At 23.5% G+C, this 14,464-nt stretch carries 17 protein-coding genes; all 17 read right to left on the bottom strand.

What is annotated here, in order from left to right; genetic code table 4:
- Positions 1 to 2: 2 nt before the first annotated feature.
- Positions 3 to 326, bottom strand: a complete 324-nt coding sequence (locus JTY60_RS00830; RefSeq protein WP_434414761.1) for a hypothetical protein — start codon at positions 324 to 326, stop codon at positions 3 to 5.
- 6 nt (positions 327 to 332) lie between these two features.
- Positions 333 to 1,676: a cysteine--tRNA ligase gene (cysS, locus tag JTY60_RS00825; RefSeq protein WP_434414760.1), complete on the bottom strand. Its 1,344-nt coding sequence runs from the start codon at positions 1,674 to 1,676 to the stop codon at positions 333 to 335.
- A gap of 1 nt (position 1,677) precedes the next feature.
- Positions 1,678 to 2,556 (bottom strand): hypothetical protein, encoded by an 879-nt coding sequence (locus JTY60_RS00820; RefSeq protein ID WP_434414759.1) that lies wholly within the window; start codon positions 2,554 to 2,556, stop codon positions 1,678 to 1,680.
- Positions 2,557 to 2,656: 100 nt separating this feature from the next.
- Complete coding sequence (locus JTY60_RS00815; RefSeq protein ID WP_434414758.1) at positions 2,657 to 3,400, bottom strand: hypothetical protein; 744 nt, start codon at positions 3,398 to 3,400, stop codon at positions 2,657 to 2,659.
- 185 nt (positions 3,401 to 3,585) lie between these two features.
- The gene (locus JTY60_RS00810; RefSeq protein WP_434414757.1) at positions 3,586 to 4,815 is read right to left on the bottom strand and encodes a Mur ligase family protein; all 1,230 of its coding nucleotides are present in this window, start codon (positions 4,813 to 4,815) and stop codon (positions 3,586 to 3,588) included.
- Positions 4,802 to 5,659, bottom strand: coding sequence for an ECF transporter S component (locus JTY60_RS00805; protein WP_434414756.1), 858 nt, complete (start codon positions 5,657 to 5,659; stop codon positions 4,802 to 4,804). Before JTY60_RS00805 ends, JTY60_RS00810 begins: the two co-directional genes overlap by 14 nt.
- Positions 5,628 to 6,293: a uracil-DNA glycosylase gene (locus JTY60_RS00800; RefSeq protein WP_434414755.1), complete on the bottom strand. Its 666-nt coding sequence runs from the start codon at positions 6,291 to 6,293 to the stop codon at positions 5,628 to 5,630. The genes JTY60_RS00805 and JTY60_RS00800 overlap by 32 nt, the downstream gene beginning before the upstream one ends.
- Positions 6,286 to 6,438 (bottom strand): hypothetical protein, encoded by a 153-nt coding sequence (locus JTY60_RS00795; RefSeq protein ID WP_434414754.1) that lies wholly within the window; start codon positions 6,436 to 6,438, stop codon positions 6,286 to 6,288. The genes JTY60_RS00800 and JTY60_RS00795 overlap by 8 nt, the downstream gene beginning before the upstream one ends.
- 88 nt (positions 6,439 to 6,526) lie before the next feature.
- Entirely contained in the window at positions 6,527 to 7,105 is a 579-nt protein-coding gene (locus JTY60_RS00790; protein ID WP_434414753.1) for a hypothetical protein, read from the bottom strand.
- Positions 7,086 to 8,462, bottom strand: coding sequence for a DnaB-like helicase C-terminal domain-containing protein (locus JTY60_RS00785; protein ID WP_434414752.1), 1,377 nt, complete (start codon positions 8,460 to 8,462; stop codon positions 7,086 to 7,088). The genes JTY60_RS00790 and JTY60_RS00785 overlap by 20 nt, the downstream gene beginning before the upstream one ends.
- The gene (gene rplI / locus JTY60_RS00780) at positions 8,452 to 8,898 is read right to left on the bottom strand and encodes a 50S ribosomal protein L9 (RefSeq protein ID WP_434414751.1); all 447 of its coding nucleotides are present in this window, start codon (positions 8,896 to 8,898) and stop codon (positions 8,452 to 8,454) included. The genes JTY60_RS00785 and rplI overlap by 11 nt, the downstream gene beginning before the upstream one ends.
- Positions 8,898 to 10,877, bottom strand: coding sequence for a DHH family phosphoesterase (locus JTY60_RS00775; protein WP_434414750.1), 1,980 nt, complete (start codon positions 10,875 to 10,877; stop codon positions 8,898 to 8,900). The genes rplI and JTY60_RS00775 overlap by 1 nt, the downstream gene beginning before the upstream one ends.
- Positions 10,878 to 10,881: 4 nt before the next feature.
- Positions 10,882 to 11,121, bottom strand: coding sequence for a 30S ribosomal protein S18 (rpsR, locus tag JTY60_RS00770; protein ID WP_434414749.1), 240 nt, complete (start codon positions 11,119 to 11,121; stop codon positions 10,882 to 10,884).
- A gap of 3 nt (positions 11,122 to 11,124) precedes the next feature.
- A complete protein-coding gene (locus JTY60_RS00765; protein ID WP_434414748.1) occupies positions 11,125 to 11,610 on the bottom strand; it encodes a single-stranded DNA-binding protein in 486 nt (161 codons plus the stop codon).
- The gene (rpsF, locus tag JTY60_RS00760) at positions 11,603 to 11,983 is read right to left on the bottom strand and encodes a 30S ribosomal protein S6 (RefSeq protein ID WP_434414747.1); all 381 of its coding nucleotides are present in this window, start codon (positions 11,981 to 11,983) and stop codon (positions 11,603 to 11,605) included. The genes JTY60_RS00765 and rpsF overlap by 8 nt, the downstream gene beginning before the upstream one ends.
- A 39-nt stretch (positions 11,984 to 12,022) precedes the next feature.
- Positions 12,023 to 12,973, bottom strand: coding sequence for a fructose-bisphosphatase class II (locus tag JTY60_RS00755; protein WP_434414746.1), 951 nt, complete (start codon positions 12,971 to 12,973; stop codon positions 12,023 to 12,025).
- Positions 12,963 to 14,450, bottom strand: a complete 1,488-nt coding sequence (gene lysS / locus JTY60_RS00750; protein WP_434414745.1) for a lysine--tRNA ligase — start codon at positions 14,448 to 14,450, stop codon at positions 12,963 to 12,965. Before lysS ends, JTY60_RS00755 begins: the two co-directional genes overlap by 11 nt.
- Positions 14,451 to 14,464 lie beyond the last annotated feature (14 nt).

Here is a 14,464-nt window from a genome sequence, read left to right as displayed (position 1 = left end):
TCTTATAAAAGATGTGCAAAACGAAAAATATTCATTAACACATCTATGGTAATAAAAATTGCAATAAAAAATAATGAAAATCATAAAACTCGAAAAAAATTTTCAAATAATTCGGTTTTTTTCATTCATTTTATCGTTACATACTCTTTTCAGATTCCAAAAAAGTAATTTTTAGTGCGAATTAAAAAAGGCTTCTTATCGGCAAATTTTTCATCCTCAACAAACTCTTTTATTTCTTTTTCTTTTTTTTCAAAGCGATAAATTGATTTTCTTTTGCCTAAATCAAAATTATCGTTAGTTTTTTTGGATTTATTTTTAAAAAACATTGTTATTTAAAAAATTAAAAGGATATCTTTTTCTTTCAGTAATTTTCGAATGTTATCTGCCAATTTATATTTTTTTTCTTTTAATAAAAATTTTCATTCTAGGACTAATTTTATATCATTTTTAAAATATTTTTTCGATTTAAAATCAAAACCTAAAAAAATATAAGTTTTTTTTAAGTCTTTAAAGTAACTTAAGGCGTTTTCGTACTGATTTAAAGATAGTAACTTTTTTATTTTTTTATTCAAGTTAATTAAATAGTCAATTATTTTTGCGGTATTTAAATTGTTTTCAAAAAAACTTATTATTTCTTTAAAAAAATCAGTCGAGGAAACTTTTATTTTTTTACTTTTTAAAAAATAATCAAAAAAATTTAAACAATTAAAAATTTTTTGTCAAGTTAAAAATAAGTCCTTTATTTCATCAAGTCTTTCAAAAGAGACATTTAAAGGAATTTTGTAATTTTTTTCAAAATAAAAAAATCTTAAAACTTTTTGATCGTATTTTGTCAAAAAGTCTTTTGCATATCAAAAATTATTTTTTGATTTTGACATTTTTTGATGATTAAAATTTATTAACCCAAAATGGATTCAATTCCTTGAAAGTTTGTTGTTGTTTAAAGCCAAATTTTGAATTATTTCATTTTCATGATGGGGAAAAATTAGATCTATTCCCCCTCCATGTAAAGAAATTGGGGTTTTTTGAAAAAACTTTTGGATAAGTACAACACATTCTGTGTGTCATCCAGGTCTTCCTTTACCAAATTTAGAAACTCAAGTTTTTCCATCCGATTTAAGTTTTCAAACGGAAAAATCTAAAGGGCTCTGTTTGTTACTCTCTTTAGAAATTAATTTTTCTTCTTTGTTTTTACTTAGTGAAAAATAATAATTCTTAAAATTTGAAACATTAAAGTAAACGCCATCATTTTTTAAAAAATAACAAGCATTTTTTAAAACAAGCTTTTCAATAAATATTTTAATTTCTTTGATATTTGAAGTAACTTTGGGAAGAAATGTGGGCCTCTTAATGAGAAAACTTTTTAAAATATTTAAATATGCGTAATAGTATTTTTTACTTATTTCTTGCTCTGTGGTTCCTAAAATTTTTGCTCTTTCTACAATTTTGTCATCAATGTCAGTAATATTATGAACAAAAATAACTTTAGTATTTAAGTATAAAAAGTATTTTGTGATCAAATCATGAAATAAAATCGGTCTTAAATTTCCAATATGAATATGATTGTAAACCGTAGGTCCACAAAGATAACAGGTAAAAGTATTATCTTCGATCATAATATTGGTAATTTTTTTTTCTAAAGAACAAAAAATTTTTAAGTTAGTTTTTTTTATCATTTTAAAAAAAGAAGTCTTTTATTTTATTGTAAGTAAAGAATGTAAAAAATATTGCTGGAAAAAAAGAGAATGGCTGAATAAAAATTTTTAGATAGGAAATTTTGTAGGGAATATTGTACACCAAATTTAATAAAATTGGTGACATAAGGATTGAAATAAATAAGTATTGCAAAATAAATGCTAGAAAAATTGTTAAGTAAATATTAGCGTTATCTGGCGTATTAGTACAATTTCTTCAAAAAAATAAAGTTAAGCATAAAAGCATTACCAAAAGAAAAAAGAATAGACAAAAAAGAATTATTGAAATGGTTTTATTTCCATATTGATGGTTTAAATATTGATAATACTTGCTAATATTTATAATTGAAAACAAAGCAAAAAAAACAATAAAAGCTAAAAAAATTATCATAAAAAATGAAATAATAAAATTTTTATTATTTTTAAAAACTGCAAACATTTTTTTAACAATCAAAAAAGTTAATGCAGAAATAAAACCTATTAGTCCTTTGGTAAAGGTAAATCCAATGTAAAATTTTGTAAGAAGTCCAATAAATAATAAAATAAGATCGTAAATTATTCCTGATAAGTATCCCATAAATACACCATTAAAAATCCCACATAAAAAAAGAGGGATGTTTGAGAGTGGGAACTGAAAAAATTTTGAAATTGATTCAAAAGCAATTTTTTGAACAAATTCTAAAATGACAGCTAGATCTGCAAACATAATTGAAGTTGCAGTTTTTTTAATTAATGTTTTTTTTCCAAAGCTTTTTTTATCAAAAAATTTATCAAGAAATCAAGATAAAATTAGAAAAAAAATTGTTAAAAAAGTAAAAATTATTGTGAGGTAGTTTGAAATAAAAGTGCTTTTAAACTCCAAAAAAATTTAAAATTCATACTTATTTTAAAATCATTTTTTTAAAAATAAATTTTTTTAATATGCTAAAAGATTGTAATTAGTATTTTATAATCTTATTTCTTTAAAAGCTAAAAAAGAAAAATTTTTTAAGTTTGTTGTAAAGAAAGATCGTAAAAAACATTGCTGTAAAAAAAGAAAGTGGCTGAATAAAAATTTTTAGATAGGAAATTTTGTAAGGAATTTTGTAAAAAACATTTAATAAAATTGGGGTCATAAATAGAGAAATAAATAAATATTGAAAAATAAATGCTAGAAAAATTGTTAGGTAAATATTAGCTTTTTCTGGTCTCTTAGTACAATTTCTTCAAAAAAATAAAGTTAAGCATAAAAGCATTACCAAAAGAAAAAAGAATAGACAAAAAAGAATTGTTGTAATGGTTTTATTTCCATATTGATGGTTTAAATATTGATAAAAATTATTAAAATTTCAAATTACGATTAAAGCTAAAAAAATAATAAAAAATAAAAAAAAATAAATAAATATTGAAAAAATAAAATTTTCATTATTTTTTTCATTGTTTTTAAAAAGCAAAAATATTTTTTTAACGGTTAAAAAAGTTAGTGCTGAAATAAAGCCAATTGTTCCGTTAAGAAAAGTAAATCCAATGTTGAAACTGGTAAGAAGTCCGGTAAATAGCTGAATAACATCGTAAATTATTCCTGATAAGTATCCCATAAATAAGCCATTAAAAATCCCACATAAAGCGAGAGGGATGTTTGAAAGTGGCAACTGAAAAAATTTTGAAACCGGCCCAAAGACAATTTTTTGAATAACTTGTAAGATGGTTGCCAAATCAATAAACATAATTGAAGATACAGTTTTTTTAATTAATGCTTTTTTTTCAAAACTTTTTACATCAAAAAATTTATCAAGAACCCATGAAAAAATTAGGAAAAAAATTGTTAAAAAAGTAAAAATTATTGTGAGATAATTTGAAATAAAAGTGTTTTTTAAACTCCAAAAAATTTAATTTATTTTAAATAATTTTTTTAAAAATAAATTTTTTTTAAGTATTTTAGAAAATGGAAACTTCCAATAAAAAAATGATGTTTATCGCTTTGTGCTTTTAGCAATTCTGATAAATTTTTGAGAACAATAATATTGGTTTCTTCAACATTTTGGCTTAGATATTGTTTTTTTGTTAAAAAATTTTTATTTTTAATCACAATATAAAATATTTTATGTTTTGAAAAATTATTTTTTAATATTTGGATCATATTTTTTCAATCTTTTAAAGATTGGCAAGTAAAATAAATTGCATAATTTTCAAAAAATCCTGAAAATTTTTGAAAATTTTTAAATGAGTGGATAAAAGAAGTTACTCCTGCTAAATTATGACAGGGATCAAAAATACAATTTTTGTGAAAATGAGCTGGAAATCGCCCTTTAATAGTAATTTTTTTTAAAGTGTTAAAAATATCTTCAAATAAAATTTTTTCAAGTAAAAAAATTTCAATTGCTATCGAACAATTGTAAACTTGATTTAAGGAAAAAGTTTTTAGTTGGTAAGCTTTTCCCTTATAAGAAAAAAAATAATAACCATCTTTATAATTAATATCTTTTAAATAATCTTTAACATTAATAAAACTATGCTTTTTTTTAATTTTTTTTTCATATAAATTTAAAATATCTTCGGGAAAATAAACAATATTTTGACTTTTTTCTTTAAAAATAAAAATTTTATTTTTTAAGGTTTTTAAAAGTGAGTTAGCAAAAAAATTTTTATGATCGATTTGGATGTTTGTAATGGCAGAATAATCGTTTTCAAGACAATTGCAACAGTCATTTTTGGCTCCAATTCCATACTCTAAAATTAAAAGATCAATTTTTTGATCTAAAAAATACAAAATCGAAACTAAAAAAAAGATTTCAAAAAATATTAATTGATACTTTTCAATAATTGAAGAAATTTTTTTATAATAGGATCAAAAAGCTTTTTTAGAAATTTTTTTTTCATTAATGGAAATTCTTTCGGTTCAATCTAACAGATGAGGTGAAGTAAAAATCCCAATTTTTTGATATTTTTTTTTTAGGCCGTGGTATAGATATTGGGTTAAACTACCCTTACCATTAGTTCCTGTAATACCAATAATTTTAAAATTTATTGTTAACTTTAATTCATTTAATAAAATGAATTTCATTCTCAAAACATTATTTTTATCTTTTCGATAGGCATTAACATTAATGTTAAAAATTTTTTCGATACTATTTTTTTTCATAAATTATTTTTTTAAGAACATAAACTGCGGTGTAAATAATAGCAATATTAAAATAAGAAATAAATGGAGAAAAAAGTAATTTTACAAAAACCAGACCTGAATAACCAATATTTGTAATATCTGCATCAGCAATCGGAATAATAAGATTTGTAATTCCAAAGTCAATAATTACTGTAAAGATGATGATGGTTGTGATTTCTGACAAAAATTCTCAGTTTTTTCGATAAATATGATAAAAAACAAAAAAAACTAAGGACAAAATATATAAAAAACAAAAACCAGAAATAATAATTAAGTAACTTCGATAAGTAATTCTTATCTGATCACTAATTAAATGATCTTGAAAATAAGGAACTGTTATGGCAATAATGTATAAACATACAACTGCAAGAAGTAAAATTAAAAATAAAATAAAAAGAACATAAATTTTTTTTTTAACATCTGGACAACGCTTATTAATTCAAAACCCTATTCCCCCGCAAAATCCATATAAAATCATCGTTAAAAAAAAGGCTCAGTGAATATAACTGGGTCGAAAAAAATTAATTAAAACTTCGGTTATAAGACCAACAATAATTCCAACAAATGGTCCAAAAATATATCCAACTAATTTTACAAATAATCCTTCAAAAGCAATTCTAAAAGTAGGAACTGCTAAAATTGGGGTGTATGAAACTAAAAGAATGATTAAACTAACACTAGCAGCGGTAAAAACAGAAATATTTACAAGATTTTTGGTATTTAAGTAACTCTTATCAATAATTCTAACTTTTTTGTTATTGTTTAATTTATATTCGAAAGTTTTATCAACTTTATCAGGCAATTTCTTTAAGGCCTCTTTCATTTAATAAATTATTAATTTTTCAAAAACATCTAGAACCTTTTAAAGATATTTCATAACTAAAGGGGCTTGGATGGGAAAACATTAAGACTTTAAAATTTTTATTAGTGATAAATTTTTGGTAGCTTTTGGCATAATTGCCCAATAATAAAAAAACTAAAAAATCTTTTTTTTTTGAAAGTCATAAGAGTAAATTTTCAGAAAAATTTTCTCAGCCAATGTTTTTGTGTGAAAGGGGAATATTTTTTTTTACTGTTAAAATCGTGTTTAAAAGTAAAACTCCATTTTCTGCCCAATCAGTTAAATTATAATTATTTCTCGTAAATCCAAAAGAATTGTAAATTTCTTTAAAAAGATTAGTTAAACTTTTACTTTTACCACTTGCAACACTAAAGGCTAAACCATGCGCCATTCCCTCAATAAAGTAGGGGTCTTGACCAAGAATAACTACTTTTACTTTTGAAAGAGGGGTAAAAAGAAAGCAATTAAAAATATCTTTTTTTTCTGGATAACAAGTATCTTTTTCATAAAAAATATTAATATTTTTTATGAGAGTCTTAAAATAAGGTTTTTTTTCTTCTAAGAGAAAAAATTCTTTTCAATCGCTATTTTCTAATTTTTTTAAAAGATTATTCAACTTTTATGTATTCTTCAATGCCACACATTGGACAAGCTTCAAGTTCTTCATCATCACTTATAATTTCTACAATATAAGGACATCCAATGCACTTGTATTTTCCAATTCCGGGTTTATCACCAGATACATAAATTTTTTCGCTCATTTATTTTTTCCTATTTTTTATTTAATAATTTTTATATATTTTAATTAAAAATTTTAAAAATCAAAAAAAACTTTTATTTTATTTAATCTTAAACTAGAATAATTTTAGTTATTTCAGTGATTTTATCAATTGCATCCTCATTTTTATTTAATGAGTCATTAAAATAAAATCAATAGTATTGTATATCTTTTTTTATTTTAATGGCACCACCATAGCCAACACAATATTTTACCCCATCAACTGCGGGATCACAATTAACAAAAGAACCTCCGCCATCGACATAAAAATAAATACTGTCGTAATGGTCAAAACAAAAACGATAAGGATCTTCTTTATCTTCGCTGTTAAATGAAAGTAAGTTTCTTATAACACCTGAAGGAACTGGACGGGGATCGGGATCGGGATTTAGGGAGTCCTCAAGCATATCGGCGAGTTGATCAAGATCTTTTACAACCTTACCCTTGCTAAAATAAGTTGGATAATTCAAAAAAAGTTTTGAAATATCTGTAAGGCATGAAAGTGATTTATTATTGTCGATACTTGAAATAATGTTGGTGTTAATTTGATAGTTTAAATCTGTACCACAACCAGAAAGAATTAAGAGAAAAAATGCTAGAAAAGTAAAATTTTTTTTAATTTTAAAAAGTTTAATTCGCGGGTTTTTCATCACTAATGAATTTACAGAAATTTTTCATAAAACGAAGTTTTACTGTACCAATTCTACCATTTCTATTTTTTGCAACAATCAATTCAACTTCTGTTGGGTCATTTGATATCATTCCATTTTCATTTTCATTATCTTTCTCATGATCTTTATGAAGTAAAATAACCAAGTCTGCATCTTGCTCTATTGAACCACTCTCTTTTAAATGAAAAAGTTTTGGTCTAGAGTTTTTATCTGAATGGACGCCTCTTGAAAATTGTGATAATGCAATCACAGGAATATTAAATTCTAAGGCAATTTTTTTTAATACTTTCGTAATATATGAAATTTCTTCGTGTTTGTTCTTAATATTTTTTGATGACATTAATTGCAGATAATCAACAAATAAGGCGCAAATTTTAAAATTACCTGAGGCTCTTTTTTTAATCTCATAATATAAATCATCGGCTTCTTTTAAATTATAATCAGAGTTTGAAGTAAAAGATATTCGGTCATTTTTTTTCATGTATTCTTCAAAATAAAAAAATTTTTGCCCCTCAAAATCGGAAAAATTTTTCATATTTATTCTTGAAAGTTCAATTGACAATTCTGATGCAGCAATTCTTGTAAGTAATTGTTCATTTGTCATTTCAAACGAACAATAAATACATTCTTCATCCTCTTTTAAAGTTTTAGCAATATTTCAAAGAAGTGCTAAAGAAAAAGAAGTTTTTCCAATCGAAGTAACTCCTGCAATAATAATAAGTTCTCCAGGATAAAATCCATTAATTAAATTATCTAAATCCTTAAAACCAGATGGTAAAAAAGTTGTTTTATTTTTATCATTAAAACTTTCAATTAACTTTGAAATAACTTTTGAAATTTTGACAAATTTGTCACTTTTAAAAATTTTTTTGTTTTCTTGAATTCTTGATAAAAGTTTTAATAACTCATTTTCATAATTGGAAACATTAAGATTTGCTAAAAAACTTCGAAAATCATTTTCAAATTTATTAAATTCATAACTTTTTAGATGTTCTGTTAAATAAAATTGCAGAAGCTTTTTATTAATAACAATATCTTGATTAAGTTCTAAAACTTTATTTAAAATTTTTTTCTTTTCAGTTGGTTTTAAGTTTTCATTTTTAAATGACAAAAATAAAGCTTCAAAACTTAAAATTTTTTCATCATCTAAATTTAAAATTTTGTTAAAAATTATTTGATAATGTTTGTCTTGAAAATAAGTTTCTTTTAATTCTGAACGAATTAATTTTAAATATTCTTTGTCTTTTAAACAGCAAATTAAAAAAATTTCTTCTAAGTTTTTTGGAATTTCTTTTGGATTGTCTTTAGACAAATTGATATCTTCGCTAATTTTCATGTTTTATTTCAAAAGTTAAAGTTGCTTTAATATTTTGGGGTAATTTAATAATTACAGTATGATCTCCTAAAGTATTAAAATGAGAAAAATTTAAAAAATCATTTTTTCCTATTTTAATATTATATTCATTTTTCAAACAATTTATTAAGTCAATCTTATTAACGGAACCGAAGATCTTATTGTCTTTCATGTTCAAGAAAAATTCCATTTTTTTACTTTCAATTAAGTCTTTTAATTTAATAATTTTTTCTAAATTTTCTTCTCTTTGTTTTTCTTTCTCTTCAAGAATTTTTTGAAGATTTTTTAAGTTTGCTTCGTTTGCAATCATTGCTAAATTATTAGGTTTTAAAAAGTTAAAAAAGAATCCGTCTTTTACTTCAATAATACTACCTTTTTTCCCAAGATTTGGTTGATCTTTTGTAAGAATTACTTTCATTATTTTTCCTTTAATATTGTTAATAAATATTTTTGCATTTGATAAATGGTTTTATTTTTTCATTGGGCTGCAGCTGCAGAAAAGTGTCCGCCCCCACCTAATTCTTGGGCAATTGCTTGAACGTTAAAATTTTTGGCAGATCTACAACTTATTGCTGCATCCCCATTGTTGTTGTATGAAATAGCAAAACTTGCCTTTACTTCTTCTAAGTATGATAATTGTTGGGCAACTTGGGCAATAATGCTCATCGAAATTCTTAAGTCCTCATCTGCTATGGCAATTGCAAATTTATTTTTATAAAAAAAAGTGTTTTTTAAAATTTTGTTTTTAATGTTTGCAACTTCTATTGTGTCGGTCAAAAGATTTTCTGCAACTTCAATTTGGGCATTATTTTCGAGCAATTTTGAGGTAATTTCCAAGGTTCTTTGTGAGGTTCTTTTACGGAAATGATCGGTATCTAATAAAACACCAGTTAAAAATAAATCGAAAACATATTTTGGAATTTTTTCAAGAAATTTCACCAAATTAAAAATTAGTTCGCAAATTATTTCTGAAGTACTAGATACAGATGGTTCGATAAGAATGTTATCATCATCAATTTTAACAGACTTGTCTTGATCAAAAATATGATGGTCAATAACAAAAGAATTGGTAAAATTCATTGATAATAAATCGGGATTTTCAATTCTTTTTCCAATATGTGTGTCAACAATAATAAGTGTTGTGTTTAATTTAGTAATTTTATATTTTTCTGGGGTTAAAAAATAAATTGCTTCCAAATCCTTCATTGGAATAATACTTTGAATTTTTTTTTTAACATTTTCATCCAAAAGGTTAATATGTATTAAAACTTTTAAAATAGTCTTTTTAGAAATAAAGTTTTTACAAAAATAATACATCCCAATTCCAGCAGCAACACAATCATAATCGCCAAATTGATGCCCACAAATGACAATTTCTTCCGTTTGTTCTAATGTTTTAATCAATCTTCTTCCAAAAAACATTATTTTTGAAGCTTTAGAATAACTTCTTTGTTCAAAGTTTGCCCCGACAGAATAAGAATAATTATTCATTATATTAGTAATAAGAGCCTGGTCGCCCCCTTTTGCAATACAATTTTGTAAATTATTTGTAGCAAATTGAAAAATATCTGAGGGATCATTACTTCCATATCCGATACCAATACTGAAAGTAATTGGAAATTTAAAATTTTTTGTTTTTGTTTTAATTTCGTTTAAAAAATCATCTATTAAATTGTTATTTTTTAATTTATCTAAAATTTCTTTTGTCATTAGAAGTAAAAACTTACTTTTTTCAAAAGAATGAAAAAAAATATTATTTTTTTCACATCAATCAGAAATAACCCCATTAACTAAGCTATTAAATTTAATTTCATTGTAATTTAGCGCTAAATTCTTATGTTGCTCATAATTATCAACATTTAAAATTCCAACCACTAAACGATTATTTTCATATTCTGTTAGCAAATTTCGGTAATCTGTATTATCCAATAAAATCATCATTTTTTGGTCATAAAAAATAAAAATATTGTAATAAAAATCGTCGAGTTTTTCAACAACAGAAATTTTTTTTTGACTGTATATATTAATAATTCTTGGAAATAATTCCCAAATTGAAGAAAAAATAAGCTTTTTATGGCGAAGCTTTAAGTATTCATTGATTCAAATTATTTCATTTTCATCGTTGAAAAATAAAAGTCCAATTTTTGCAAAATTAAAAACATTTTTGGCGGTAGATTCAATAATTTCTTTTTCTCTGGTCCAATAAAATTTAATTTTATACAAAATGCAAAAAGATGAAAAAAACAAAATGGTAATATTAAAAAAAACTAAGAACTCATAAGTAAAAACATCTTTGCTTGTTTTTTCAAAAAATGAAAAAAAATATAAAAGATAAATTAGTTCAAAAGAGAATATTGTTAATAAAAATCAAAAAACAAATCTAAAAATACGATACACAAAATTATCTTACAATATATGGAATTAAAGCTACTTGCCTTGCCCTTTTTATTGCTGTAGTTAATTTTCTTTGACTACTTGCAGAATTATTAGTAATTTTTTGTGATAAAATTTTTCCATTCGCAGAAATAAATTTTTTTAATAATTCAATATCTTTGTAATCAATATATTCAATTTTATTAATGGTAAAAAAGCAGCGATTTCTTTTTTTTTTAATAATTTTTTTCTTTTTACGCGGTTTCATAACTTAAAATAATCCTTCGTCATCATTTAAAAAAATTGTTTCTTCTAAATTATCTAGATCACCATCACTTGAATTTTTTTTGTCTTTAGTTTCGCTTTTTGCCTCTTTTTCATAAATAAAATCAGGCTCTTCGACTTTAAAATCACCAAAATTTTCATTTTGATCATCAGATTTTAATTTTTTATACAATAAAATATGGCAACGATCAGAAATAATTGATAAAGATTTAATAATTTTTTCTTCAGTCACTTTTTGATTATATGTAGAAATATGCCCTTCAATTGAGATAATACGAGCTTTTTTTAAATTATCTAAATAATTTTGAGAAACATCAAAAAAATTTACAGTTAAAAAAAGTGTTTTTTGATTTTGATCAGTTTTTTTTCTTCAGTTAGCGGGAGCAATAGTTACATAAGCATTTAAATTTCCTTTGGGATTGGCAGAAGTTCTAATGTTTATGAGATTGCCAGTTAAAAATACCTTATTCACTTGGTTTTTTTCTTTCCTTTTCAATCTTTCTTGGTTTTTTTGCTTTATCAAAGTCAAAGGGTTTAAAGTTTTCAAACTTCTCTGGAATTTGATAGTTTTTTTCCTTTGACAAATTAATAATTAAATAGCGAATCACATTTTTGTTTACCACAAAATAATTTTTTAACTCTTGTAACTTATCGTGATTTGTTTTAATTTTTAAAATAACGTAATGACCTGTGGTAAATTTGTTTATTTTGTAAGCAAGTTCACGAATTCCTCAATCTTCTAAATGTAAAACTTCAACAATAGATCCAATTTTTTGATTATTTTCTTCAATTTCTTTATCAGATAGATTTGGAGATAAAATATATATTAACTCATAAAAAGTCATTTAAATAGCTGTAAAAGGATACTTTCTTTATTATTTTTATTAATTATTATCATAACTTAATTCAGATATGTATTTAATAAGTGATAAATTGTAACATATTATAGAATCAATTTCTAAAAATTTTGGATATACTCTAGGTTTTTTAAAATAAAAAAAATTATCTAAAAAAGAAAATATCACTAAAGGGTTTTTATCTTCTATCAGTAAATTTGCTGGATATCAGTGATCTGTTGTAAATTTATGGGTATTTAAAAATTTTTTTTCCGATTCTGAATCAATTTCTTTGTAAATATTATTTGAAAGACAAAAGGCAAAAGCAAAAAAATAATTTAAACTCATCGCAATACCTGCCATAATAACACCTTCATGGCTGCCACCAATTCCATAAATAATATCAAATTCATGATATAAAACTAAGACTGAATATAACAAGTCGCCATCAGAAATGAGGGTGACATCAAATTTTAAATTTTTTAAAAATTTAATAATGTTTTTGTGTCTTGGTTTATCAAGAACAACAACTTTCAAATTTTTAAAATTGTTTGAAAGTACTAAAAAAAAATTTTCAATCGATGAAGCTTTTCAAAAAAAATCTTCAAACTTTTTTTGACAAAAAATTTTATTCATGTACATTTCTGGAATTTTTAAAGTTTTTCGGTTTTCGGTACATAAAATTACCGTTGCAGAAGGATTTTTTCCTTGAGAAAAATTTGTTGTCCCCTCAACTGGATCAATTGTTAAATCAAAAATATTTTCATATTGGGATTTTTTTAAAAGTTTAACAATCTCAACTTTATCCAACATTCCCTCACAATTTATAACTTCAAATTGATCTTTAAATTTATCTAACTCTTTTTCATAAGTTAGCGTTGCAATATTGTCAACTAATTTTTTATCTTTGCAATTGTAAATTGGCAAACAATTAAAAATTACTTTGTTGGTTGTTTTTATTAATTTTGAAATTAATTGATGATCTTTTTTATTCTTCAAAACTTTTAAGGTGAGGAAATAAAATAATATCTTTAATTGAAAAAGAATTTGTAATTAACATAATTAGTCGATCCACCCCAATTCCAAGTCCTGCGGTTGGACACATTCCATAAGATAAGGCATCAATAAATGTGTAGTCAATATCTGAAGCCTCAAAATTGCCTTGTTTTTTTTCCTCTTTTTGTAAAATAAAGCGATTTAATTGATCCAGGGGATCAATAATTTCAAAAAAGGCATTTGCATATTCTTTTTTTCCAATATACAGTTCAAATCGATAAGTGAACATCGGATTTTTTTCAATTTTTCTTGCAAGCGGGGATATTGCTGCTGGAAATTCAGTTATAAAAGTTGGATTTATTAATTTTTCCTCAACAAAATTTTCAAAAAATAAAGAAATAATATGTCCTAGAGAGTTGTGAAATGGTTGAACTTCAATATTATGTTCAATTGCCAATTTTTTTCCAGTTTCAAAATCCAAAATTTTATTAAAGTCAATATTTTTATACTTTAAAATTGCTTCAACCATTGACATTTTTTCAAATTTTTCAGAAATTTGAATGTCTAAATTATTGTATTTAAATTTTTTTGGAAGCTTTAAAGAATCAAATAAATAATTAATTAAATCTTCTGAAATTTTTATCATATAGTCTAAATTTTCATTGGCAGCATAAACTTCAATTGTTGTGAATTCTGGATTATGATTAGGTGACATTCCCTCGTTTCGAAAATTTTTACCAATTTCATAAACTTTTGAAAACCCAGCAACAATTAATTTTTTTAAGTAAAGTTCTGGAGCAATTCTTAAGTAAATATCTTGTCCTAAATAATTAAAATAAGTCTTAAAAGGCTTTGCAAGAGCTCCCCCATAAATGGGTTGTAAAATTGGGGTATCAACTTCTAAATACTCTTTTTGATCAAAAAAATTACGAATTAATTTTATTATTTTGGTTCTTGTCTTAAAAACTTCAAAACTTTTGTTATTTTGAATTAAATCTAAGTATCTTTTTCGATATTTTAATTCAATATTTTTTATTCCTAAATGTTTGTCTGGTAGATGTAAATTGCTTTTTGAAAGTAAAACTAAGTCAGAAGCTTTTAAACTAAGTTCACCAACTTTTGTGCGAAAAATTTTTCCTTTTACTCAAATAATATCTAGTAAATTCAAATAGGTTGCTAACAAAAATTTATTTTGATCCTTTAAAGTGTCAACAGATAAATAAATTTGTAACGTAAAATTATTATTTTTTAAACTAAAAAATATTGCTTTTCCTAATTGCCTTTTTAAAATTATTCTTCCATATAAAGAAAATTCTTCAGTAACTTCTAAAAGTTCTTCTTTAGAAAAATCTTTGTATTTTACAATAATTTTTTCAACATCAATATTTACAGGAAAATTATTATTGTATAAACAATTGTTATTTAACTTTTTAATTTCTTTAAATTTTTTTAAATTTTGTTCTAATTCTTCTTTAATCATTTAGTTAATATGTG

Origin of the sequence: symbiont of Argiope bruennichi, from assembly GCF_051094275.1 — a bacterium.
GTDB lineage: Bacteria > Bacillota_I > Bacilli_A > Mycoplasmatales > SG1.
This window is presented reverse-complemented; position numbering and strand designations above follow the sequence as displayed.